The sequence below is a fragment of the Kosakonia sp. CCTCC M2018092 genome, from assembly GCF_003864115.1.
GTDB lineage: Bacteria > Pseudomonadota > Gammaproteobacteria > Enterobacterales > Enterobacteriaceae > Kosakonia > Kosakonia cowanii.
The window spans coordinates 3,071,930-3,095,283 of the sequence record NZ_CP034225.1; the positions used below are offsets into that span (position 1 = coordinate 3,071,930).

Here is a 23,354-nt window from a genome sequence, read left to right on the forward strand (position 1 = left end):
ATTTTTACTTTGATAATCAACACGTTACTCCGCTTTAGCAGAAAAACCATACGCTTTGCGGTCCTATAAGCCAGGCGAGATATGATCCATATCAATTTGTCTTCTATAATGCTTTGTTAGTATCTCGTCGCCGACTTAATAAAGAGAGAGTTAGTGTGAAAGCTGACAACCCTTTTGATCTTATACTTCCAGCAGAGATGGCCAAAGTGGCCGAAGAAGCTGGTGTCTATAAAGCGACTAAACATCCGCTTAAGACCTTCTACCTGGCGATCACCGCCGGTGTGTTTATCTCCATTGCGTTCGTTTTCTATATAACGGCTACCACCGGTACAGCAACGATGCCTTACGGCATTGCTAAACTTATCGGCGGCATCTGTTTCTCACTTGGGTTGATTCTCTGCATTATCTGCGGCGCTGACCTCTTTACCTCCACGGTGCTGATTGTTGTGGCGAAAGCCAGCGGGCGCATCACCTGGGGGCAACTGGCTCGAAACTGGATCAACGTTTACGTTGGCAACCTGGTAGGTGCGCTGCTCTTCGTCTTATTAATGTGGCTCTCCGGCGAATATATGGTCGCCAACGGTGGCTGGGGCTTAAACGTATTGCAGACCGCCGACCACAAGGTGCACCACACCTTCGTCGAAGCGGTGGCGTTAGGTATCCTCGCGAACCTGATGGTCTGCATGGCGGTATGGATGAGTTACTCCGGCCGCAGCCTGATGGATAAAGCAATGATTATGGTGCTGCCGGTCGCGATGTTTGTCGCCAGCGGTTTTGAGCACAGTATCGCGAACATGTTTATGATCCCGATGGGCATCGTGATTCGCAACTTTGCAAGCCCGGAGTTCTGGACCGCCGTTGGTTCCAGCCCGGAAAGTTTTTCTCACCTGACAGCCATGAACTTTATTACCGATAACCTGATCCCGGTAACAATCGGGAACATCATCGGTGGAGGCTTACTGGTCGGGTTGACATACTGGGTCATTTACCTGCGTGGCAACGATCACCACTAAAGATCGTTTCAGGCAGTAAATAAAAAATCCACTTAAGAAGGTAGGTGTTACATGTCCGAACTTAACGAAAAATTAGCCGCAGCCTGGGAAGGTTTTACTCAAGGTGAATGGCAAAACGCTGTAAACGTACGTGATTTTATCCAGAAAAACTACACTCCGTACGAAGGTGACGAGTCCTTCCTGGCGGGCGCCACTGACGCGACCACCAAGCTGTGGGACAAAGTCATGGAAGGCGTGAAACTGGAAAACCGCACGCATGCGCCAGTTGATTTCGACACCTCCGTTGCTTCCACTATCACCTCTCACGATGCGGGCTACATCAACAAGCAGCTTGAGAAGATCGTTGGTCTGCAGACCGAAGCACCGCTGAAACGCGCGATCATCCCGTTTGGCGGCATCAAAATGGTTGAAGGTTCCTGCAAAGCGTACAACCGCGAACTGGATCCGCAGCTGAAAAAAATCTTCACCGAATACCGTAAAACCCACAACCAGGGCGTATTCGATGTTTACACCAAAGATATCCTGAACTGCCGTAAATCTGGCGTGCTGACCGGTCTGCCGGACGCCTACGGCCGTGGCCGTATCATCGGTGACTACCGTCGCGTTGCGCTGTACGGTATCGACTTCCTGATGAAAGACAAATATGCCCAGTTCCAGTCTCTGCAGTCTGACCTGGAAAACGGCGTAAACCTGGAAGCGACTATCCGTCTGCGCGAAGAGATTGCTGAACAGCACCGCGCGCTGGGTCAGATCAAAGAGATGGCAGCAAAATATGGCTGCGATATCTCCGGTCCGGCAACCACCGCTCAGGAAGCAATTCAGTGGACCTACTTCGGCTACCTGGCCGCGGTTAAGTCTCAGAACGGTGCTGCAATGTCGTTCGGTCGCGTCTCCACCTTCCTGGACGTTTACATTGAACGTGACCTGAAAGCAGGCAAAATCACCGAGCAGGATGCACAGGAAATGATTGACCACCTGGTCATGAAACTGCGTATGGTCCGCTTCCTGCGTACTCCTGAGTATGATGAGCTCTTCTCTGGCGACCCGATTTGGGCAACTGAATCTATCGGTGGTATGGGCGTTGACGGCCGTACGCTGGTTTCCAAAAACAGCTTCCGCTTCCTGAACACCCTCTACACCATGGGGCCGTCTCCGGAGCCGAACATCACCGTTCTGTGGTCTGAAAAACTGCCGCTGAACTTCAAAAAATTCGCTGCTAAAGTCTCCATCGACACCTCTTCTCTGCAGTATGAGAACGATGACCTGATGCGCCCAGACTTCAACAACGATGACTACGCGATTGCCTGCTGCGTAAGCCCGATGGTTGTCGGCAAACAGATGCAGTTCTTCGGTGCCCGTGCAAACCTGGCGAAAACCATGCTGTACGCTATCAACGGCGGCGTGGATGAAAAACTGAAAATGCAGGTAGGTCCGAAATCTGAACCTATCAAAGGCGACCTGCTGAAGTTCGACGAAGTGATGGAACGTATGGATCACTTTATGGACTGGCTGGCTAAACAGTATGTCACCGCGCTGAACGTTATCCACTACATGCACGACAAGTACAGCTACGAAGCCTCTCTGATGGCGCTGCACGATCGTGACGTGGTACGCACCATGGCTTGTGGTATCGCTGGCCTGTCGGTTGCAGCTGACTCCCTGTCTGCTATCAAATATGCGAAAGTTAAACCGATTCGTGACGAAGACGGTCTGGCTATCGACTTCGAAATCGAAGGCGAATACCCGCAGTTTGGTAACAACGACGCACGCGTCGATGACATGGCGGTTGACCTGGTAGAACGTTTCATGAAGAAAATTCAGAAACTGACCACCTACCGCAACGCGATCCCGACTCAGTCGGTTCTGACCATCACTTCTAACGTTGTGTATGGTAAGAAAACCGGTAACACCCCGGATGGTCGTCGCGCTGGTGCACCGTTTGGACCGGGTGCTAACCCGATGCACGGCCGTGACCAGAAAGGTGCTGTTGCCTCTCTGACCTCCGTTGCAAAACTGCCGTTTGCCTACGCGAAAGATGGTATCTCTTACACCTTCTCTATCGTGCCGAACGCGCTGGGTAAAGATGATGAAGTGCGTAAAACTAACCTCGCAGGCCTGATGGATGGTTACTTCCACCATGAAGCCTCAATCGAAGGTGGTCAGCACCTCAACGTCAACGTCATGAACCGCGAAATGCTGCTCGACGCGATGGAAAACCCGGAGAAATATCCGCAGCTGACCATCCGCGTTTCCGGTTACGCTGTGCGCTTTAACTCCCTGACTAAAGAGCAGCAGCAGGACGTGATTACCCGTACTTTCACCCAGACCATGTAATGGTATTGGCTGAAAGAAGCTTGTAAAAAGCGTACACTAAAGGCTCCACGTCTGTGGGGCCTTTTTCACAACCATAGCCTGCTTCGTCAGCCATCTGTTTACCGGATGCCTGCCAAAACAGACTTAGTGCAGAAGGAATGAAACTGCACAGACACAGGCCCCGGATGGGCCACATCTGGAGAAAACACCGCAATGTCAGCTATTGGTCGCATACACTCCTTCGAATCCTGCGGTACGGTCGACGGCCCGGGCATCCGCTTTATTACCTTCTTTCAGGGCTGCCTGATGCGCTGCCTCTACTGCCATAACCGTGATACCTGGGATACCCATGGCGGTAAAGAGATCACCGTTGAAGAGCTGATGAAAGACGTGGTGGCCTATCGCCACTTTATGAATGCTTCCGGCGGCGGCGTGACCGCCTCGGGCGGCGAAGCGATTTTGCAGGCGGAGTTCGTCCGTGACTGGTTCCGCGCCTGTAAAAAAGAGGGTATTCACACCTGCCTTGATACCAACGGCTTTGTTCGCCGCTACGATCCGGTGATCGATGAGTTGCTGGAGGTCACCGATCTGGTGATGCTCGATCTGAAACAGATGAATGATGAGATCCACCAGAATCTGGTCGGCGTCTCCAACCATCGTACGCTGGAGTTCGCCCAGTATCTGGCGAAGAAAGGGATCAAGGTCTGGATCCGCTACGTTGTCGTGCCGGGCTGGTCAGATGATGACGACTCCGCGCACCGTCTCGGCGAGTTTACCCGCGACATGGGCAACGTCGAGAAAATCGAACTGCTGCCCTACCATGAGCTTGGCAAACACAAATGGGTGGCGATGGGCGAAGAGTACAAGCTGGATGGCATTCACCCGCCGAAAAAAGAGACCATGGAGCGCGTGAAAGGGATCCTCGAGCAGTACGGCCATAAAGTGATGTATTGAGCCGCGAAACGAATAAAAAAAGCCACAACGTTATGTTGTGGCTTTTTTGTTGTCTGCCGGATGCGCCGGAGAACCGTCAGGCGTGTGCCACCGGCGTCGGGTGGTGGCCCGCTTTGCGCATCAGCATCACCAGGTAGACCAGCGATACGCCAGCAATCATTACAAACAGCAGGCTGTCAGAGTAGCTCTGCATCAGCATAGAAGTGAGCGTTGGTCCGAGCAGGCTGCCGATGGTATAGCTCAACAGCAGCGCCTGATTCATTGCAACCAGCTGATGGTGTTCAACTTTTTCACAGGCCCAGGCCATTGCCACCGGGTAGAGAGTAAAGCCTGCCGTGCCCAGCACAAACAGCGCCGGTGCCATTGCTGCGTTACTCAGCATGCCGAAGCAGCCGATGATCACCACAAAGACCTGCACGCGGAGCACCAGCAAGCGACCAAAGCGGTCGGCGATGCGACCAATCGGCCACTGACCGATGATCCCCGCACTGACCATCAGCGCCATCCAGAAACCAATGCCGGAGTCGCTGACGCCCTGATGCGACAGATAGAGCGGCATCAGGCCATAGAGCGAGCCGAGGATAATCCCGGAGATAATGCAGCCATTAACGCCAAGGCGCGCCTGACGCAGACGCAGCATCGGCCAGATCGAAGAGGCCACCTGCTCTTCGCTGTGCTGATTAACGATACGCGTAAAGAGCAGCGGCAGCATTGCCGCCAGCACCATACCGGTAACCCACGGCAGCACGCTCATCAGTTCGGTTGGCAGTTTGCTGACCATCAGTTGGCCAAGCACGGTGCCGATATAGTAAACCATCATATAGGCCGCCAGCAGGCGACCACGGTTGTGAGAGGTGCCGCTGGACATCAGCGCGCTCTCCACCACCACCCAAATCATGGCGCAGCCGACGCCGGCGATAAAACGCCAAATCATCCAGCTCCAGAAACCCACCATCAGCCCTAACCCGACGCAGCCTGCGGCGAAAATCAGCGACGCGATGTAGTAGCTGCGGTTAAAGCCCATCTGGCGGATCAGTCGACCGGTCAGTAATGTGCCCAGCAGGTTGCCGGTGAAATAGGAGGAGCCAACCATGCCGACCTGCCAGGTAGGCAGATTTTCATGGGCGAGCCAAAGGGGCACGAGCGTGTTCAGCGTCGCGATAGCCAGGGTCAACAGCATCAGGCCACAGAGCAATAAAAGCACTGGCCGGGTATAGGTGGTCATGGGTTAAAACCGTGAGGAAGTTCAGATTGCGTGCGCATCATGCCACCGGCAAAAACATTGTCAATCCACTGTTTTTCGCCAGCGAGCGCTTTTTATCGACGACGATTTGTAAAACTTATCCTCTTTGCCACTTAGCGCGCACCGCCGCGTTATATCTCATTGATAAAGAATCATTAATCAATAACAAGCGCCAATATTTCAGTTGAAAAAATTCATGAAGATTAATGGTTGAGACGCACGAATAAAGACAATAAAAAAAGCGCCCGCAGGCGCTTTTAAAATGTGCTGTATCGGCAAGATTAACCGATGTACTCCAGCCCGTTCATATAAGGGCGCAGTACTTCCGGCACCTCAATGCGGCCATCGGCCTGCTGGTAGTTTTCCAGCACCGCAACCAGCGTACGACCCACTGCCAGACCAGAGCCGTTCAGGGTATGCACCAGACGGGTTTTCTTGTCGGACTTGCTGCGGCAGCGTGCCTGCATGCGGCGCGCCTGGAAATCCCAGACGTTGGAGCAGGAGGAGATTTCGCGGTAGGTGCCCTGCGCCGGAACCCACACTTCGAGATCGTAGGTTTTGCAGGCACCAAAGCCCATATCGCCGGTGCAGAGCAGCACTTTCCGGTAAGGCAGACCGAGCAGCTGCAACACTTTCTCTGCATGCCCGGTAATCTCTTCCAGCGCCGCCATGGAATCTTCCGGGCGAACCACCTGAACCAGTTCGACTTTATCGAACTGGTGCATACGGATCAGACCGCGCGTGTCACGACCGTAAGACCCTGCTTCAGAACGGAAGCACGGCGTATGCGCGGTCATTTTGATCGGCAGACTCTCTTCATCGATAATTTCATCGCGCACGAGGTTGGTCAGCGGCACTTCCGCGGTCGGGATCAGCGCGTAGTTGCTGCTGTCGGACTCCTCTTCCAGCGGACGGGTATGGAACAGGTCGCCGGCGAACTTCGGCAGCTGGCCGGTCCCGTACAGGGTGTCGTGGTTGACCAGGTACGGCACGTAGTTTTCCGCGTAGCCGTGCTGCTCAGTGTGCAGATCGAGCATGAATTGCGCCAGCGCACGGTGCATACGGGCGATCTGCCCTTTCATCACCACGAAACGGGAGCCGGTCAGCTTCACCGCAGCGGCGAAATCCAGGCCGCTGTGCATTTCGCCGAGGGTGACGTGATCGCGGATCTCGAAATCAAACTGGCGCGGCGTGCCCCAGCGGCTGACTTCAACGTTATCATTCTCGTCACGGCCAACCGGTACGCTGTCATCAGGCAGGTTCGGAATGGTCAGCGCAATATCGCGGATCTCAGCCAGCAGCGTTTCCAGCTCGGCTTTCGCCGCGTCCAGCTCTTCACCCAGCTTGTTCACTTCCAGGCGTAATGGCTCGATATCTTCCCCGCGTGCTTTCGCCTGGCCGATGGATTTCGATCGTGAGTTACGCTCTGCCTGCAGATTTTCAGTATTGACCTGCAGGACTTTACGACGCTCTTCGAGCGCGCGTAATTTCTCTACGTCCAGCTTAAAGCCCCGGCGTGCCAGTTTTTCAGCGACTGCGTCTGGCTCGGTACGCAGCAGATTGGGATCGAGCATGCTTTTCCTGTGCTTATCGAATTGAAATAAAAGGAACCCGACCGCAGAGTGCGATCGAGGGTATGAGCCGTAACCTTACCGCAACGCCCGCACTAGCGGTAGCGTTTTATAGGGCTTTTATGATCCTGTTCAGCGAGCCAGGCGAGCTTTTCGCCAATCTTGCCTTCAAGACCTCTGTTCGTCGGCTGATAGTAGCGCGTTTCTGCCATTTCCTGCGGGAAATACTCCTCCCCGGCGGCAAAGGCATTGGGCTCATCGTGGGCATAGCGATACTCCTGCCCATAACCCATCTCCTTCATCAGCTTGGTCGGCGCGTTACGCAGATGCGGCGGCACATCATAATCGGGACGCTGTCGCGCATCGGCCATCGCAGCCTTGAAAGCTTTATAGACGGCGTTACTTTTCGGCGCGCAGGCCAGGTAGACAATCGCCTGCGCAATGGCGCGTTCGCCTTCGGCAGGACCGACGCGGGTAAAGCAGTCCCACGCGGAGATAGCAACCTGCATAGCGCGCGGATCGGCATTGCCGACATCTTCGGAGGCGATTGCCAGGCAGCGGCGTGCAACATAGAGCGGATCGCCGCCGGCAGAGATAATGCGCGCATACCAGTAGAGCGCGGCATCTGGCGCGCTTCCGCGTACCGATTTATGCAGCGCGGAGATGAGATCGTAAAAACGGTCGCCTTTATTATCAAAGCGCGCGCTGCGCTCACCGGCAATCTCCGTAAGCAGCTCAGGGTTGAGCACACGCTTGCCGCTCTTATCAAGCTCGGCCATGTCCGCCATCATCTCAAGGGTGTTGAGCGCCCGGCGCGCATCGCCGCCTACCAGCTCGGCAATCGCCAGCCGGGTTTCGTCCGGCAAAACGATATCCTGGCCGCCGTAGCCGCGGGCTTTATCTTCCATCGCCTGCGTCAATACCTGTTCAATATCCTCTGTGGTGAGGGATTTGAGCAGGTAAACGCGCGCACGGGAGAGCAGTGCGGAGTTGAGTTCAAATGAAGGGTTTTCGGTGGTCGCACCGATAAAGGTGATGGTGCCGTCTTCAATATGCGGCAGAAAAGCATCCTGCTGGCTCTTATTGAAACGGTGGACTTCATCGACAAACAGAATGGTGCGGCGTCCGGCATTGCGATTCTGGCGGGCGCGCTCTATGGCTTCACGGATCTCTTTAACGCCGGAGGTGACCGCTGAGATGCGCTCGACATCGGCATCGGCATAGCGCGCAATCACCTCCGCCAGCGTGGTTTTGCCGGTGCCCGGCGGTCCCCAGAGGATCATTGAGTGCAGATGACCCGCTTCGATGGCGCGCGGCAGGGGTTTGCCCGCAGCCAGCAGGTGCTGCTGACCAATGTACTGCGCTAAATTTTCTGGCCGCATACGCGCGGCCAGAGGTTGAAACGTGTTCTCGGAAAAATCGAGCGACATGTTACTCATGCACGCCTCTTACTTGCGTTGATCGTCAACCGTTACGCCCTGCGGCGGGGTAAAGGTGAATTTCGATGCATCGACAGCGCCGTTCTGCTGCGCTTTCAGCTGGTAGCTGCTGCGCTGGTCATCCTGTTCGATGGCGCTGAACTGATGGATGGTGCCGTCGCGGCCAACATTAATGGTGAACTGTTTCAGGTTACCGTTGCTGCTTTTTGGCGTCAGTTCAAAATCATCGCCCTTCTGCGCAATGTTGTACTGCTGCCAGTCGCTGCTCTGGTTACGGGCAATCAGCATAAACGGCGTGTTGCTGGTAGCATCTTTCAGCCATGTTGCCGTCGCCTGTTCAACAAACGGGTTGTAGAACCACAGCGTTTTGCCGTCGGAAACCAGTACGCTCTCGTCCGGCTGGGTCATATGCCAGTTAAACAGGTTCGGGCGTTTAACCCACAAATCACCCTGGCCTTCCTGTACCGCAGCGCCGCTGCCGTCGGTCACTTTCTGGGTAAAGCTGGCGTGGAAGCTGCTGACTTTATCGAGGCGGCTTTTCAGATCGCTTGCCGCGTCAGCCCAGACATTGCTGACCACTAAGGAGCCCATCAGCGCACAAACCATGGCGATTTTTTTCATTGTCATTCCTCTGATACGTCACTCCCGACGTGGGAGAATCCTTCTGTCACTCTAGAAAGCGAAACGCCAGAGTGACAGAAGAAAAAACTGAATTTGCAGTATTTACCTAACTTTGCATCACTCAAACGGCGGTGGAGCCAGCACTTCACGGTTACCGTTGTGCCCCTGCTCGCTGACGATCCCCTGCGCTTCCATCTGTTCGATAATGCGCGCCGCACGGTTGTAGCCGATACGGAACTGGCGCTGCACGCCGGAAATCGAGGCTTTGCGTTTTTCGGTGACAAAGTTAACGGCCTGGTCGAACAACGGATCCAGCTCTTCGCCGCCGTCAAAACCACCGCCGCCGCCTTCGCTTTCGCTGTCGGAGGTGATGCCGTCAACGTATTGCGGACGCCCGCGCGCTTTCCAGTCCTGCACCACGGCGTGAACTTCCTGATCGCGAACAAACGCACCGTGGACACGCACCGGGGCAGAGGTTGAGTTCGGACCGGAGTAAAGCATATCCCCCATGCCGAGCAGCGATTCTGCACCGCCCTGATCGAGGATGGTACGGGAGTCGATCTTGCTCGATACGGTAAAGGCGATACGCGTCGGGATGTTGGCTTTAATCAGGCCGGTGATCACATCCACTGAGGGTCGCTGAGTAGCCAGCACCAGGTGAATACCGGCCGCACGCGCTTTCTGCGCCAGGCGGGCAATCAGCTCTTCGACCTTTTTACCAACAGTCATCATCAGATCGGCAAACTCATCGACCATCACCACGATGTACGGCAGTTTCTCCAGCACCGGATGTTCGGTTGCCATGCTGTCGCCCGGCTTCCAGTAGGGATCCGGGATCGGGCGTCCCATCCGCGCGGCTTCGGCGATCTTCTCGTTGTAGCCGGCGAGGTTACGCACGCCCAGCGCAGACATCAGCTTATAGCGACGCTCCATCTCATTGACACTCCAGCGCAGCGCATTCGCCGCGTCTTTCATGTCGGTGACCACTTCGGTCAACAGATGCGGAATACCTTCATAGACCGACAGCTCGAGCATTTTCGGGTCGATCATGATGAAACGCACATCTTCCGGCGTCGCTTTGTAGAGCATGCTGAGGATCATGGCGTTCACGCCGACCGACTTACCGGAGCCGGTGGTACCGGCGACCAGCAGGTGCGGCATCTTCGCGAGATCGGCAATCACCGGATCGCCGGCGATATCTTTACCCAGCACCACGGTGAGCGGCGACGGGCTTTCGCGGAACTTCACGCAGTCCAGCACTTCACGCAGGTAAACGGTCTGGCGCTTCTTGTTCGGCAACTCGAGGCCAACGTAAGGTTTACCCGGGATCACTTCCACCACGCGCACCGCAACAGTCGAGAGCGAACGCGCCAGGTCGCGTGACAGGTTGGAGATTCGCGCCGCTTTCACGCCAGGCGCGAGGTTTAGCTCAAAGCGGGTGATCACCGGGCCCGGTGAGTAGTTCACCACGTCCGCTTTAATACGGAAGTCCGCCAGGCGAGCCTCAACCAGACGCGCCATCTGCTCAAGCGCAAAGGTATCCACCGGCTCCACTTCCGCTGGCGGCTGCGTTAACAGATCGAGCGACGGCAGCGGCGTGGTCGGTTTCTGCACCGGACGGCTGTCGCCGTTACGCATCAACAGCGGATGGATCAGGCTCTCCTGCGGCTGAGGAGCAGATTGCTGCTGCGGCTGCTGGGCAGGCTGACCATAGGCAGGCGGCTGCACCGGCTGCGCGGCGGGCTGCTGATAGTGCTGCTGCGGCTGCTGGGCAGGTTGACCATAAGCAGGCGGTTGAACCGGCTGTGCGGCAGGCTGCTGATAGTGCTGCTGCGGCTGCTGGGCGGGCTGACCATAGGCAGGCGGTTGAACCGGCTGTGCGGCAGGCTGCTGATAGTACTGCTGCGGCTGCTGGGCAGGCTGACCATAAGCTGGCGGCTGCACCGGCTGCGCGGCAGGTTGCTGATAGTGCGGCTGCGGCTGCTGGGCAGACTGCTGGTATTGAGGTTGTGCAGCGGCTTGTGGCGGAGGCGTGAACAGCGGCGCGGTCGCGCGCGTATTCATCGGCGAGACGTCGGCATCTTCCGGCGTAAAGGCCTGCTGCTCACCGCCGTAGCGCTGCTGCTGAGATGCGGCGAACTGGCGAGCCAGCTCCGCCTCTTCAGCTTCGGCTTCATTAAACTCAGGCTGAGGAGCGTCAAACTGCGGCGTTTCATGCTGATACTCTTCACCGTAGCGATCGTGCTGCGTGGCGGCGAACTGACGCGCCAGCTCGTTTTGCTGGAACATATCGGCATCATCATCAGAGAGATGTTGATCTGGCTGACGCACCTCATCTTCACGCGCGCGCTCTTCAGCCATGCGCTGCGAAGGCAGTTTAATGCCATAAGAGGCAAGCTCACGACGCGTCGGCACCCGTACACGGTTAGGACGCGGCAGCTGCGGGCCAATGCCCTCTTTTACCTGCGGGCGCGGCGCGCCACCGGCGAGACCAAACACCGGCGCGCTGGCTGCCGCTGCGGCAGCGGCAGTTGAAGCAGCCTGAGCGGCAGCGGGCAGAGCGCTTTCAGCCGCAGGCGCAATGGCCGGATCCACAGCAGGTGGAACAGGCATCGACGGCGCGGCTGGCCGGGCTACCGGCTCTGGCTCGGCAGGCTCAGGAATCGGCTGATACCAGGCGGCCAGCTGCTCACGCTCACGCGCACGCTTCTCTTCCACTTCTTCAAAGTAGTAGAGCGGCGGACGGGTATGTTTCGTCTCTTCCACAGCAGGTTCAGGTTCAATAACCGGATCCGGCGCGGGGGCGATTTGCGGTTCAGGCTGCCACTGCCGGGAATCAGGCTGCGGTTGCCAGTAGACCTCTTCCTGCTGCGGCTGCGGGGTTACCGGCGCATCTGGCGTCCACGGCTCTTCCGCGATCGGCTGCTGCCACTCTGGAACGGCCTGCGGCTGGTAAGCAGCCGTTTCGTCATAATGCGCTGGCTGCTGATAAGCGGTCGGCGAATTACCCTGCATCGGTACTTGATAAGCAGGTTGTTGATCGGGATGCAGCGGCGGTTGATAAGCGGCCTGCGGATCGCCATGCATTGGCGCCTGATAAGCGGCCTGCTGTTCGGGGTGCACAGGCGGCTGATAAGCAGCCTGTTGATTAGGATAACCTGGTGCCTGCTGCGCATGCTGCCATTCAGCGGGCTGCGGCGTTTGCATAACCGGCTCCGTCGGCGCAGCGAAGCTTTGCGCGGCAACGGTTGTCGCGACGGCAGCCGCCGCAACGGGTTCCGTCACGCTGCGACCATTGAGCAGCGGATCGTACTCCTGCTCAACTTCCGTCGCGCGATGTCCCGAGAAGAGCACGTCGTCTGGCTGCGCAGGCACACCGCGCGCGCTGTAGGCGATCTCCTCTTCATCATCCATCCGCTTGCCGGAGAAGAGGGCTTCGTCGGTTTTGCGCCCCATCGGGTTGGCGAACTTCTCAGCAATGCGTTTACGGCGCGCCAGCGCCCCGCGCAGAATGCGGGCGCGGCGTGATTCGCGAGGCGCGTCGCTTGCCTCGTCCTCGTCATACTCATCCTCTTCTTCATACTCTTCATCATCAACCCATGTGTCATCGCGACGGGTACGGTTGGTGGCGAAGGTAAGAATATTGAGAATAACGCTGCCAATTTTTTCGGCGATGGTGACCCATGACCAGCCGGTAAAGAGGGTCAGCCCGGCGGCCCAGATACAGAGCAGTGCAAGCGTTCCGCCGCTGCTGCGCAGTAACGGCTGCAGCGTAGTGCTGAGCAGGCTGCCGATCACGCCGCCCGAGGCGAAATACCAGATATCATCCGCGTTGATCGCCGCCAGCCCGCAGGAGGTGAGGATCAGCGCCAGCGCGCCAATCAGGCGTAGCGAGACGGCGAAGTAGTCGATGTAATCTTCAGTGGCGCGATGACGCCAGGCAAACCAACAGCCGCCGATAATAATGATCGGAATGGTGTAGGCCATAATGCCGAAGATGAAAAACAGGGTATCCGCCAGCCATGCGCCGGGCACGCCGCCAAGATTGTGGATCGGCTCATGCCATGCGGTCTGCGACCAGCTTGGATCGGATGGGTTAAAGCTGAGAAGCGCCGCCATCAGCCAGATGGCAGAAAGGGAAACGAGGATCAGCAACGCTTCGAGGAGTCGGCGTCCGCTGCTTAGCTTGTTAAAAGTGACTTCTTTGTCTTCGGTGTATTCCTGGCTCAAGACAGGCTCTCCAGGTCCTTGATGCTAAAACGGACAACAGCGCCGGGTCTCCCCGGCACTGTTGCTGTATGGATTAACAGGAGTGTAATCAAAAAACAGCGATTGTGCACCTGTTCCGTATTAGCGCGTCTTAATAACCAGACGATTACTCTGTTTGACCTCTTCCATCACCACATAGGTGCGGGTGTCATTTACGCCTGGCAGGCGTAACAGCGTTTCGCCCAGCAGTTTGCGGTAGGCCGACATATCCGGTACGCGCGTTTTCAACAAGTAGTCGAAATCACCAGAAACCAGATGACACTCCTGAATTTCTTCAAGTTTTTGCACTGCAGCGTTGAATTGTTCAAACACATCCGGTGCGCCACGATTCAGAGTAATCTCAACGAAGACCAGCAGTGATGCATCCAGATAATGCGGGTTAAGCAGCGCCGTATAGCCCTGAATAAACCCCTGCCTTTCCAGCCTGCGCACGCGCTCAAGGCACGGCGTTGGCGAAAGCCCTACTCGTTTAGAAAGCTCGACGTTGGAAATACGCCCATCTTTTTGCAGTTCATTTAAAATATTGCGGTCAATGCGGTCGAGATCTTTGCCAGGGCGCTTCTTGCTATCTACCATTATTATTGTCTCTCTGTATTCCTTCCCTACTCCTGTCTTGACCCTGTGCACTTCACTGTTCAGGATCTTTGCCCGTCGTATTGTGCCGCGCGCCAGCATGCTGACCGTTGCATAATCCCAGGGGCTGTGTTGAGAAGACCGGTGCCTGCGGCAGCTATCGATATCACGGATGGCGTCTGTCCACGCCATGCGTAGATTTCGCTAGCCCGGTAAAATGGCATTTACATGCGTAAACGTGCGTTACGCGCGAAATACTGCTTTTTTTCTTCCTTTGATGTTTTCGCAAAAGCGCAGGGGATTGTCAAAGCAAAACATCTTTTTTTAGTACAACATGCCAGATATTCATCAAGGTCGATTCCTTATCCTCATTTATTCATCTTATAACTGCCTTTTTCTCAGTAGAAGTTGTTATGTTTTCGGCCTAAATCATTGCCCCGCCATCGGTCCTTTCTATCACACACATCGTTAACAAAATCGCTACGCCCTTTTTTTACGCCCGCAAATTCCCTACAATCCAGCCCAATGTCTGCCAAACAATAATGAGGATCTCATGGGGACGGCCAAACACAGTAAGCTGCTTATCCTTGGTTCAGGCCCTGCCGGTTATACCGCAGCGGTCTATGCTGCGCGTGCAAACCTGCAGCCGGTGCTGATCACCGGTATGGAAAAAGGCGGTCAGCTCACCACCACCACTGAAGTGGAAAACTGGCCGGGCGACCCGCACGATCTGACCGGCCCGGGTCTGATGGAGCGCATGCATGAACATGCGACCAAATTTGATACTGAAATCATTTTTGACCATATCAATAGCGTCGATTTACAGAACCGCCCGTTCCGCCTGATTGGCGATAGCGCCGAGTACACTTGTGATGCGCTGATCATCGCCACCGGCGCCTCCGCGCGCTATTTAGGCCTCGCCTCCGAAGAAGCCTATAAAGGCCGTGGTGTCTCTGCCTGCGCCACCTGTGACGGTTTCTTCTACCGCAACCAGAAAGTCGCGGTTATCGGCGGCGGCAACACCGCAGTTGAAGAAGCGCTCTACCTGGCGAATATCGCCTCTGAAGTGCACCTGATCCACCGCCGCGATACCTTCCGCGCGGAGAAGATCCTGATCAAGCGTCTGATGGATAAAGTTGAGAGCGGCAATATCGTGCTGCATACGCACCGTACGCTGGAAGAGGTGACGGGCGATCAGATGGGCGTTAGCGGTCTGCGCCTGCGCGATACGCAAAACGCGGATAATATCGAGTCGCTGGACGTTGCCGGTCTGTTTGTCGCTATCGGCCACAGCCCGAACACCGCGATCTTTGACGGTCAGCTTGAGCTGGAAAACGGCTACATCAAAGTCCAGTCCGGTATTCATGGCAACGCAACGCAAACCAGCATTCCCGGCGTGTTTGCCGCAGGTGACGTGATGGATCATATCTATCGTCAGGCGATCACCTCCGCGGGGACTGGCTGTATGGCCGCGCTGGATGCTGAACGCTACCTCGACGGGCTGGCTGTTCAGAAATAATCTTTACAAGTCAGTAACAAAGGTAAATAAGGCGACATTAAGTCGCCTTTATTTTTGCACCGTTGTAACATTGCGCAGGCTAAAAATCCGATAACTTCACCTGCAAAGCGCGCAATGAATAAAACCCGTCAGCAAGAACTCACTCGCTGGTTAAAACAGCAAAGCATTATCTCTCGTCGTTGGTTGACGCTCTCCCGCCTGCTTGGCGTGGTAAGCGGCGTCCTGATCGTCGCGCAAGCCTGGCTACTCGCCAGCATTCTCAACCATATGATTATCGAGCACATTCCGCGCGAGGCACTGCTGCTGCCCTTTGCGCTATTGGTGCTGGTCTTTATTCTGCGCAGTTGGGTGGTCTGGCTACGCGAACGCGTAGGATTTCATGCCGGGGCGCAGATCCGCTTTGCGATCCGCCGCCGCGTGCTGGACCGTCTGCAACAGGCCGGACCGGCATGGATCCAAGGTAAACCCGCTGGCAGCTGGGCGACGCTGATCCTTGAGCAAATCGACGATATGCATGATTTTTACGCCCGCTATTTGCCGCAAATGGCGCTGGCGGCAAGCGTCCCGCTGCTGATTGTGATTACCCTTTTCCCGATTAACTGGGCTGCGGCGCTGATCCTGCTTGGCACCGCGCCGCTGATCCCGCTGTTTATGGCAATGGTCGGGATGGGCGCAGCCGATGCCAACCGCCGTAACTTTAAAGCGCTGGCGCGCCTGAGTGGCCACTTCCTTGACCGCCTGCGCGGCATGGAGACGCTGCGTATTTTTGGCCGTGGCGAAGCGGAAACGGAAAGCATCCGCCGTGCGTCGCAGGATTTTCGCAGCCGCACCATGGAAGTGCTGCGCCTGGCGTTTCTCTCCTCAGGGGTACTGGAGTTTTTCGCGTCGCTCTCCATTGCGCTGGTCGCCGTTTACTTTGGCTTCTCCTATCTGGGCGAACTCAACTTCGGCCATTACGGTACCGGCGTAACGCTGTTTGCCGGTTTCCTCGCGCTGGTGCTGGCACCGGAGTTTTTCCAGCCGCTGCGCGATCTGGGTACCTTTTATCATGCGAAAGCGCAGGCAGTGGGAGCGGCGGATAGCCTAAAAACTTTTATGGAAGCGCCGCTCGCCCATCCGCAACGCGGCGATATCACGCTCAACGCGGGTGAACCTATTACCCTGACGGCAGAAGAATTGATCGTTAAATCGCCTGAAGGCGCGGTGCTGGCCGGGCCGCTTACCTTTACCCTCTCCTCAAAAGCACGGGTTGTGGTGGTCGGGCGCAGCGGATCGGGAAAAAGCTCGCTGATTAACGCGCTGTTAGGGTTCCTGCCTTATGAAGGCTCGCTGCGCGTTAACGGTATTGAACTGAGCGCCATCGATCCCGACAGCTGGCGCAACGCGATAAGCTGGGTCGGGCAAAACCCGCAGTTGCCTGCCGCCACGCTGCGCGAGAATGTGCTGTTATCACGCCCGGATGCCAGCGAGGCGGCCTTGCACACTGCGCTGGATAAGGCATGGGTAAGCGAATTTCTACCGCTGTTACCGGAAGGGCTGGAAACGCAGCCTGGCGATCAGGCCGTGCGTCTCTCCGTCGGCCAGGCGCAGCGCGTTGCCGTTGCCCGCGCCCTGCTCTCCTCCTGCCAGTTGCTTTTGCTGGATGAACCTTCCGCCAGCCTTGATGCCCACAGCGAGCAGCGGGTGATGCAGGCGCTGACCACCGCTTCGCACCAGCAAACTACGCTGATGGTGACCCACCAGCTGGAAAATCTTGCAGAGTGGGACGCCGTTTGGGTGATGCAGGAGGGACGCATTATTGAACAGGGCAGCTATGCCGAACTTGCCGCCGCCGGAGGCGTGTTTGCCGCGCTGCTGGCACACCGTCAGGAGGAGATTTAAATGCGCGCCTTGCTGCCTTATCTCGCATTATATAAACGCCACAAATGGATGCTGACGCTGGGTGTGGTGCTGGCGGTCGTTACGCTGCTGGCCAGTATTGGGCTGTTGACGCTTTCCGGCTGGTTCCTGTCGGCCTCGGCGGTGGTGGGCGTCGCCGGGCTGTATAGTTTCAACTATATGTTGCCCGCCGCCGGTGTGCGCGGGGCGGCGATCACCCGTACCGCCGGGCGCTATTTCGAGCGGCTGGTCAGCCACGATGCCACGTTCCGCGTTTTGGAACATCTGCGCGTCACTACCTTCAGCAAGCTGTTACCCCTCTCCCCCGCCGGACTGGCGCGTTTTCGTCAGGGCGATGTGCTGAACCGCGTGGTTGCCGATGTCGATACGCTTGATCACCTCTACCTGCGCGTCATTTCGCCGCTGGTGGGCGCGCTGGTGGTGATTATTGTGGTGCTGGTCGGCCTGAGCGTGCTCGATCTCTCGCTGGCTCTGATGCTAAGCGGCATTATGCTGGCGACACTGCTTATTCTTCCGCCCCTCTTTTATCGCGCCGGCAAAGCGACGGGGGAAAACCTCACCGCGCTGCGCGGGCAATATCGCCAGCAATTGACCAGCTGGTTACAGGGTCAGGCAGAGCTCACCATTTTTAGTGCCAGCCAGCGTTATCGCGAGCAGCTGGAAAATACCGAATTAGGCTGGCACGAGGCGCAGCGCCGTCAGTCCGATCTGAGCGCCGTGTCGCAGGCAGTGATGCTGACCATTAGCGGCGCGGCGGTAATTATCATGCTGTGGTTCGCCTCCGGTGATGTCGGCGGTAATACCGAACCTGGCGCCCTGATCGCGCTGTTTGTCTTCTGTGCGCTGGCGGCGTTCGAAGCGCTCGCCCCGGTTACCGGCGCTTTCCAGCACCTTGGGCAAGTTATCGCGTCTGCCACACGGGTGACACAGCTTACCGACTGTCAGCCGGAAGTCACGTTTCCTGCAACGCGCACCGCTGTGCCGCAGCAGGTTAGCGTGGCGCTTACCGATGTGTCGTTTAGCTATCCGGGACAGCCGCAGCGGGCGCTGGAGAGTCTCAGCGTGTCGATTGCCGCAGGCGAGCATGTTGCCATTTTAGGCCGCACGGGCTGTGGTAAATCGACGTTGCTGCAACTGCTGACGCGCGCCTGGGATCCGCAGCAGGGCGAGATTCGTCTACAGGATCGGCCATTAAGCTCATATGCCGAGGCCGATCTGCGCTCGCTTATCAGTATGGTGCCGCAGCGCGTTCATCTGTTTAGCGCCACGCTGCGCGATAACTTACTGCTGGCTTCGCCGCAGGCAAGCGATGAGGTGCTGAGCGCGACGCTGGAACGCGTGGGTCTGGAGAAACTGCTGGATGAGAATGGCCTTAATGCCTGGCTCGGTGAAGGCGGACGTCAGCTCTCCGGCGGTGAACTGCGCCGCCTGGCGATTGCGCGCGCGCTGCTGCATGATGCCCCACTGGTGCTGCTGGATGAACCGACTGAAGGACTCGATGCCTCAACCGAGAGCCAAATCCTTGATCTTCTTAATGAAGTGATGAAAGGCAAGACCCTGTTAATGGTCACCCATCGTCTGCGCGGGTTGGCAAATTACGATCGGATAATTGTAATGGACAACGCGCAAATAATTGAGCAAGGTAATCACGCAGCGTTAATGGCGAAACAGGGGCGGTACTACCAGTTTAAGCAGCGTCTGTAGCGGTTTGACTCATTTTCGCTCTCGCGTCGCCAATACTGAAGCGAGGGCGAAAGATGACGATATTAACAGAAGTCACTTGTCGCATTGTGGAGCGTTGCGGTCATGCGCCTGGTTCAGCTTTCTCGTCACTCTATTGCATTCCCTTCGCCGGAAGCGGCGCTGCGTGAACCCAACGGCCTGCTGGCGCTCGGTGGCGACCTAAGTCCGGCGCGTTTGCTGATGGCCTACCAGCGCGGGATTTTTCCGTGGTTCTCACCCGGCGACCCTATCCTCTGGTGGTCGCCCGATCCGCGCGCCGTATTATGGCCGGAAAACTTTCACGTCAGCCGCAGCATGAAGCGCTTTCATAAAACCTCACCTTATCGCGTGACCCTGAACCACGCTTTCGGCCAGGTCATTGACGGTTGTTCAGACGATCGCGACGAAGGCACCTGGATTACGCCCGATATCGTCATGGCCTACCATCGTTTACATGAACTGGGCCACGCGCATTCGATAGAAGTATGGGAAGACGACGAGCTGGTTGGTGGGATGTATGGCGTTGCGCAGGGATCGCTGTTCTGTGGTGAGTCGATGTTCAGCCGACGCGTAAATGCCTCAAAAACGGCCTTGCTGGCCTTTAGCGAAGAGTTTGCGAGACTTGGCGGTAAGCTGATTGATTGCCAGGTGCTTAATAGCCACACCGCCTCCCTTGGCGCGGTGGAGATCCCGCGCCGCGACTATCTGCACTATCTCGCGGAATTACGTCAGGTAGCGCTGCCTTCGCACTTTTGGGTGCCCCGTCGGCTCTTTCCGGCTCGTTGAAGAATGTTTTCGGCACATTTGTATTCAGAGTGTTATAATGGTCGCTCGTAGCAGCTTTTGCCTGTTGCCCCGCCCCATCCGGGAGTCGTTCGTATCAGGGATGCCCTTCGTTTACTTCTATCGCTCCCCTTTACGGTTGCGCTTTACTGGCGCTCTGGCTGCGGCGTGCGGGGAATCGGCAAAAGCTGTTTTGCTGCGTTTTATCAGCACAAATCTTTACTTAACACACGAACTTCGGCATTATCTTGCCGATTCAAAAAATTATGGTAGTGATACCCCCGAGGATTAGATGGCCAAAGAAGACAATATTGAGATGCAGGGTACCGTTCTTGAAACGTTACCTAATACGATGTTCCGCGTAGAACTGGAAAACGGTCACGTGGTCACTGCGCATATCTCTGGTAAGATGCGTAAAAACTACATCCGTATCCTGACGGGCGATAAAGTGACTGTGGAACTGACCCCGTACGACCTGAGCAAAGGCCGCATTGTCTTCCGTAGCCGCTAAGATCTTCCGCTAGCGCAACTGCGCACCTAATTGAAAGGCCGGGTAATCCCGGCCTTTTCTGTTTCTGCTTCAAGTGCTGTTTCAAAAACCGCTTTTAACGATCAGGAATAGTTGCAGCCGCCCCGCTCGCGACAGGCGATCCACTCTGCTGTCCCTATGTCCGGCCCGTTCGCCGGATCGCGACAAACCTTGCGCCATTTACTCAACGCGTTGCAGATATTCGCCTCTACTGAAAGCGGAGCAAGCACTAAGAAACTCAATAGAACGGCTGTAACAATACGCTTCATCTTATCTTCTCCTTTTTGACCAACCACTGATTCCTTTTCATGGCAATAACCCTTCTCTGAGCTATTGCGCTTAAAGACAACGTACAAAAAAACAGCAATCCAGGCAATATTTTTATTAATATCAATGATTTGAACCAGGAAGATTAACAATACATACCGCAGTTCGCTCTGCAAATGGAGTTAATCACGCGGTTTAATGCCATGAAGGGAAATTGTCTTACATTGACGAAGAGAAAACTGCGCGCCGCTTTTTCACACGCTTATCGGACAGGCATAAAAAAACCGGGCACAGGGCCCGGTTTAATAAGGTTAACGCAGAGATTAATGTGCTGCTTCCGGTTTGTGCTTCTGCGCACTGTGGAAACCATACTCCAGCTCATTCTTCTCTTTATTCAGCGTGACGGTCACCTGGCCGCCATCAACCAGTGAGCCGAACAGCAGCTCATTGGCGAGCGGTTTTTTCAGGTTGTCCTGAATCACGCGGGCCATCGGTCGGGCACCCATCGCACGGTCGTAGCCTTTCTCTGCGAGCCAGTCGCGCGCTTCCTGGCTGACTTCCAGCGAGACGCCCTTCTGATCCAGCTGCACCTGAAGCTCGACGATAAATTTGTCGACCACCTGGTGAATCACCTCGGTAGACAAATGATCGAACCAGATGATGTTGTCCAGACGGTTGCGGAACTCCGGCGTAAAGATCTTTTTGATCTCTTCCATCGCATCGGTGCTGTTATCCTGGTGGATAAGGCCGATAGATTTACGCTCGGTTTCACGCACCCCTGCGTTAGTGGTCATCACCAGCACGACGTTGCGGAAATCGGCCTTGCGCCCGTTGTTATCGGTCAGCGTCCCGTTATCCATCACCTGCAGCAGGATGTTAAAGACGTCAGGATGCGCTTTTTCGATCTCATCGAGCAGCAGAACCGCATGCGGATGTTTGATCACCGCGTCGGTCAGCAGGCCACCCTGATCAAAACCGACATAGCCCGGAGGCGCACCAATCAAACGGCTCACGGTGTGGCGCTCCATATACTCGGACATATCAAAGCGCAGCAGCTCAATGCCCAGCGCTTTCGACAGCTGCACCGTCACCTCGGTTTTACCGACGCCGGTTGGGCCAGCAAACAGGAAGGAGCCGACCGGTTTATGGTCCTGGCCCAGCCCTGCGCGGCTCATTTTGATCGCTTCGGTTAAGGCCTCAATGGCTTTATCCTGACCAAACACCAGCATTTTCAGGCGGTCGCCGAGGCTTTTCAGCGTATCGCGATCGCTCTGGGAGACGCTCTTCTCAGGAATACGCGCGATACGGGCAACCACGGATTCTATATCCGCCACGTTAACCGTTTTCTTGCGTTTGCTGACCGGCATCAGCCGCGCCCGCGCGCCAGCCTCATCGATGACGTCAATCGCTTTATCCGGCAGATGGCGGTCATTAATATACTTCACCGCCAGCTCAACCGCGGCGCGTACCGCTTTCGCCGTGTAACGCACATCGTGGTGCGCTTCATATTTCGGCTTCAGGCCATTGATAATCTGCACCGTCTCCTCAACGGAAGGTTCAGTGATATCAATTTTCTGGAAGCGGCGCGCAAGGGCGCGATCTTTTTCAAAGATGTTGCTGAACTCCTGATAGGTCGTGGAGCCCATCACGCGGATCTTACCGCTGGAGAGCAGCGGTTTAATCAGGTTCGCAGCGTCAACCTGCCCGCCGGACGCAGCGCCTGCGCCGATGATGGTGTGGATCTCATCGATAAACAGAATGCTATTGCTGTCCTGCTCAAGCTGTTTCAGCAGCGCCTTAAAGCGTTTTTCGAAATCGCCGCGGTATTTAGTACCCGCAAGTAGTGAGCCGATATCCAGCGAGTAGATGGTGCAGTCGGCCATGATTTCCGGCACGTCGCCCTGCACAATTCGCCAGGCCAGCCCTTCGGCAATCGCGGTTTTACCGACGCCCGATTCCCCCACCAGCAGCGGGTTATTTTTACGGCGGCGGCACAGCACCTGGACGGCGCGTTCAAGCTCTTTGCCACGTCCAATCAGCGGATCGATTCCGCCCACGCGAGCAAGCTGATTAAGATTGGTGGTGAAGTTTTCCATACGTTCCTCCCCGCCTGCTTGCTCTTCGCTGCTCGCCTGGCTGCTACTGCTGCTGCCCGCGTCAGAGGATGGACCCGGCTCGTCTTTGCGCGTGCCGTGAGAGATAAAGTTCACCACGTCAAGGCGGCTGACTTCATGTTTGCGCAGCAGGTAAGCCGCTTGCGACTCCTGCTCGCTAAAGATGGCAACCAGCACATTCGCACCGGAGACTTCGCTGCGTCCGGAAGACTGAACGTGAAACACCGCGCGCTGCAGAACGCGCTGGAAGCTGAGCGTCGGTTGCGTGTCACGCTCCTCTTCGCTCATCGGCAGGACGGGTGTGGTTTGTTCGATGAAGGCCTCGAGTTCCTGCCGCAGCGCCACCAGATCCACGGAACACGCTTCCAGCGCATCACGGGCAGATGGGTTACTGAGCAGAGCCAGTAACAAGTGCTCGACGGTCATAAACTCATGTCGGTGCTCGCGCGCTCTGGCGAAAGCCATGTTTAAACTGAGTTCCAGTTCTTGATTGAGCATAGGCACCTCCCCCAAGTTTTATTGCCT

Annotated in this window: 16 protein-coding genes and 1 pseudogene; 9 read left to right on the forward strand and 8 right to left on the reverse strand. The window is 56.2% G+C overall.

Annotation, left to right across the window (positions count from 1 at the left end; genetic code table 11):
- Positions 1–155 precede the first annotated feature (155 nt).
- The 3 genes from focA (at position 156) to pflA (ending at position 4,280) form a co-directional block, all read left to right on the forward strand.
- Entirely contained in the window at positions 156–1,013 is an 858-nt protein-coding gene (gene focA / locus EH164_RS14660; protein WP_124968877.1) for a formate transporter FocA, read from the forward strand.
- A 51-nt stretch (positions 1,014–1,064) separates the two neighbouring features.
- Positions 1,065–3,347, forward strand: coding sequence for a formate C-acetyltransferase (pflB, locus tag EH164_RS14665; RefSeq protein ID WP_023481517.1), 2,283 nt, complete (start codon positions 1,065–1,067; stop codon positions 3,345–3,347).
- A 192-nt stretch (positions 3,348–3,539) separates the two neighbouring features.
- The gene (gene pflA / locus EH164_RS14670) at positions 3,540–4,280 is read left to right on the forward strand and encodes a pyruvate formate lyase 1-activating protein (RefSeq protein ID WP_023481584.1); all 741 of its coding nucleotides are present in this window, start codon (positions 3,540–3,542) and stop codon (positions 4,278–4,280) included.
- 76 nt (positions 4,281–4,356) lie between these two features.
- Here pflA and EH164_RS14675 read toward each other — a convergent pair whose 3' ends face one another.
- From EH164_RS14675 to lrp, 6 genes are all read right to left on the reverse strand, one after another.
- Entirely contained in the window at positions 4,357–5,505 is a 1,149-nt protein-coding gene (locus EH164_RS14675; RefSeq protein ID WP_124968879.1) for an MFS transporter, read from the reverse strand.
- 299 nt (positions 5,506–5,804) lie between these two features.
- On the reverse strand, positions 5,805–7,097 hold the full coding sequence (gene serS, locus EH164_RS14680) for a serine--tRNA ligase (RefSeq protein ID WP_054803087.1): 1,293 nt from the start codon (positions 7,095–7,097) through the stop codon (positions 5,805–5,807).
- Positions 7,098–7,189: 92 nt separating this feature from the next.
- Positions 7,190–8,533 carry a replication-associated recombination protein RarA gene (rarA, locus tag EH164_RS14685; protein ID WP_124968881.1) on the reverse strand — a complete coding sequence of 448 codons (1,344 nt, stop codon included), beginning with the start codon at positions 8,531–8,533 and terminating at the stop codon, positions 7,190–7,192.
- Between the two features lie 9 nt (positions 8,534–8,542).
- Positions 8,543–9,154: an outer membrane lipoprotein chaperone LolA gene (gene lolA / locus EH164_RS14690; protein ID WP_076769636.1), complete on the reverse strand. Its 612-nt coding sequence runs from the start codon at positions 9,152–9,154 to the stop codon at positions 8,543–8,545.
- 117 nt (positions 9,155–9,271) lie between these two features.
- Positions 9,272–13,384 carry a DNA translocase FtsK 4TM domain-containing protein gene (locus EH164_RS14695; protein ID WP_124968883.1) on the reverse strand — a complete coding sequence of 1,371 codons (4,113 nt, stop codon included), beginning with the start codon at positions 13,382–13,384 and terminating at the stop codon, positions 9,272–9,274.
- Between the two features lie 120 nt (positions 13,385–13,504).
- Positions 13,505–13,999 (reverse strand): leucine-responsive transcriptional regulator Lrp, encoded by a 495-nt coding sequence (gene lrp, locus EH164_RS14700; protein WP_000228469.1) that lies wholly within the window; start codon positions 13,997–13,999, stop codon positions 13,505–13,507.
- 550 nt (positions 14,000–14,549) lie between these two features.
- On the opposite strand from lrp, the gene trxB reads away from it, so the two are divergent.
- The 6 genes and pseudogenes from trxB to infA all read left to right on the forward strand — a co-directional run bounded on the left by trxB (position 14,550) and on the right by infA (position 20,430).
- The gene (gene trxB, locus EH164_RS14705) at positions 14,550–15,515 is read left to right on the forward strand and encodes a thioredoxin-disulfide reductase (protein ID WP_023481757.1); all 966 of its coding nucleotides are present in this window, start codon (positions 14,550–14,552) and stop codon (positions 15,513–15,515) included.
- Positions 15,516–15,629: 114 nt separating this feature from the next.
- Positions 15,630–17,396: a cysteine/glutathione ABC transporter permease/ATP-binding protein CydD gene (gene cydD / locus EH164_RS14710; protein ID WP_124968885.1), complete on the forward strand. Its 1,767-nt coding sequence runs from the start codon at positions 15,630–15,632 to the stop codon at positions 17,394–17,396.
- A complete protein-coding gene (gene cydC, locus EH164_RS14715) occupies positions 17,397–19,118 on the forward strand; it encodes a cysteine/glutathione ABC transporter ATP-binding protein/permease CydC (RefSeq protein WP_124968887.1) in 1,722 nt (573 codons plus the stop codon).
- Between the two features lie 102 nt (positions 19,119–19,220).
- Positions 19,221–19,922, forward strand: coding sequence for a leucyl/phenylalanyl-tRNA--protein transferase (gene aat, locus EH164_RS14720; RefSeq protein WP_124968889.1), 702 nt, complete (start codon positions 19,221–19,223; stop codon positions 19,920–19,922).
- A gap of 185 nt (positions 19,923–20,107) precedes the next feature.
- Positions 20,108–20,284 (forward strand): annotated as a pseudogene (locus tag EH164_RS22790) (hypothetical protein); the annotation flags it as partial.
- On the forward strand, positions 20,212–20,430 hold the full coding sequence (gene infA / locus EH164_RS14725) for a translation initiation factor IF-1 (protein WP_001040187.1): 219 nt from the start codon (positions 20,212–20,214) through the stop codon (positions 20,428–20,430). The pseudogene EH164_RS22790 and the gene infA, both read left to right, overlap by 73 nt.
- Positions 20,431–20,531: 101 nt before the next feature.
- Here infA and EH164_RS14730 read toward each other — a convergent pair whose 3' ends face one another.
- Positions 20,532–20,891: a hypothetical protein gene (locus EH164_RS14730; protein ID WP_124968891.1), complete on the reverse strand. Its 360-nt coding sequence runs from the start codon at positions 20,889–20,891 to the stop codon at positions 20,532–20,534.
- A gap of 147 nt (positions 20,892–21,038) precedes the next feature.
- Positions 21,039–23,327 (reverse strand): ATP-dependent Clp protease ATP-binding subunit ClpA, encoded by a 2,289-nt coding sequence (gene clpA / locus EH164_RS14735; protein WP_023481807.1) that lies wholly within the window; start codon positions 23,325–23,327, stop codon positions 21,039–21,041.
- Between the last annotated feature and the right edge of the window lie 27 nt (positions 23,328–23,354).

Excerpts from the sequence above, each read along its gene's own strand:
- pflB (WP_023481517.1), top strand. The coding sequence starts at position 1,065 with ATGTCCGAACTTAACGAAAAATTAGCCGCAGCCTGGGAAGGTTTTACT.
- trxB (WP_023481757.1), top strand. The coding sequence starts at position 14,550 with ATGGGGACGGCCAAACACAGTAAGCTGCTTATCCTTGGTTCAGGCCCT.
- rarA (WP_124968881.1), bottom strand. The coding sequence starts at position 8,533 with ATGAGTAACATGTCGCTCGATTTTTCCGAGAACACGTTTCAACCTCTG.
- cydD (WP_124968885.1), top strand. The coding sequence starts at position 15,630 with ATGAATAAAACCCGTCAGCAAGAACTCACTCGCTGGTTAAAACAGCAA.
- lrp (WP_000228469.1), bottom strand. The coding sequence starts at position 13,999 with ATGGTAGATAGCAAGAAGCGCCCTGGCAAAGATCTCGACCGCATTGAC.
- serS (WP_054803087.1), bottom strand. The coding sequence starts at position 7,097 with ATGCTCGATCCCAATCTGCTGCGTACCGAGCCAGACGCAGTCGCTGAA.
- aat (WP_124968889.1), top strand. The coding sequence starts at position 19,221 with ATGCGCCTGGTTCAGCTTTCTCGTCACTCTATTGCATTCCCTTCGCCG.
- pflA (WP_023481584.1), top strand. The coding sequence starts at position 3,540 with ATGTCAGCTATTGGTCGCATACACTCCTTCGAATCCTGCGGTACGGTC.
- EH164_RS14675 (WP_124968879.1), bottom strand. The coding sequence starts at position 5,505 with ATGACCACCTATACCCGGCCAGTGCTTTTATTGCTCTGTGGCCTGATG.
- clpA (WP_023481807.1), bottom strand. The coding sequence starts at position 23,327 with ATGCTCAATCAAGAACTGGAACTCAGTTTAAACATGGCTTTCGCCAGA.
- lolA (WP_076769636.1), bottom strand. The coding sequence starts at position 9,154 with ATGAAAAAAATCGCCATGGTTTGTGCGCTGATGGGCTCCTTAGTGGTC.
- infA (WP_001040187.1), top strand. The coding sequence starts at position 20,212 with ATGGCCAAAGAAGACAATATTGAGATGCAGGGTACCGTTCTTGAAACG.
- cydC (WP_124968887.1), top strand. The coding sequence starts at position 17,397 with ATGCGCGCCTTGCTGCCTTATCTCGCATTATATAAACGCCACAAATGG.